Below are 889 nucleotides of genomic sequence, written 5' to 3'. Positions count from 1 at the left end.
TGAAAAATGGATAGAAACGATCAACGATTGGCCTGATCTGATCGCCTTGATCAGCGAGAAAGGAAAGCTCGTGGCGTGTTCTCGCGCATTTACAACGTGGTCCGGTTGGAAGGTGAGTCGTCTTTCGGGCAAGCATGTTCATGATGAACTTTGCGCTCCGGCGCGGGCTTTCGCGCATAAACGTGAGAGCTGTCCTTTATGCGCCAGTCAAACAGCACCCTTGGATGGCGACAAGAAACACGCTTCGCAGGACTTAGATCGAAGTTCAAACTCCGAGAATACCGAAGCGCATCTTGAGGGCTTGATCGTTAATGCGAAAGGCGACTATCTATCTGCAGAGCTGTTTTGCAGAACCATTGAGCTGGAAGGCCATCGTTATTCGTTGGTACGATTTTTAGACGATAGTAAGCTCAAGCATACATTTTACGAGCTGCATCGCATGTCTTACTTTGTTGATAAAAGCCCGTTTCCGCTAGCCGAGTTTTCAGCATCTGGCTTGCTTGAATTCAGTAACGCAGCAATGACCGAATTGATGACCGATATCGGCTATGATGATGAAGGCCGTTTGCTGCTATTACCGACTAATTTTGAGCAGCTTCTCGCGCAAGTCATCGAGAATAAAAGCTCTGTGGACGATATAGAAGTCACTGCACCGGACGGGAGTGTTTGGTCGTGGTTTTTCTATCATTTAACCGCTGATGGTGAGGATCGTGTGCACGGTATCGCAACTAACATCACTGAGCGAATTCGTCGTGAGGCGATTGAGAAAGAGTTGGAAAATACCGCTGCGAAAATGCGCGAAGATGCACGTAAGCAAGAAATTGCAAAATTAACGCACGAATTTCGTTCGCCGCTGAATTCGCTCGTTGGTTTTGCCGGCATACTGAAA

1 protein-coding gene is annotated in these 889 nt (G+C 47.7%); it reads left to right on the top strand.

The annotated features are described in order from the left end of the window. Window positions 1-889 (top strand): hypothetical protein (locus A3750_RS26400; protein ID WP_197475166.1); only part of this gene is annotated, 889 nt, incomplete at both ends.

The organism is Oleiphilus sp. HI0079 (assembly GCF_001635105.1).
The sequence above is the reverse complement of the archived record's forward strand: the minus strand, read 5'-3'. Positions and strand labels throughout refer to the sequence as shown.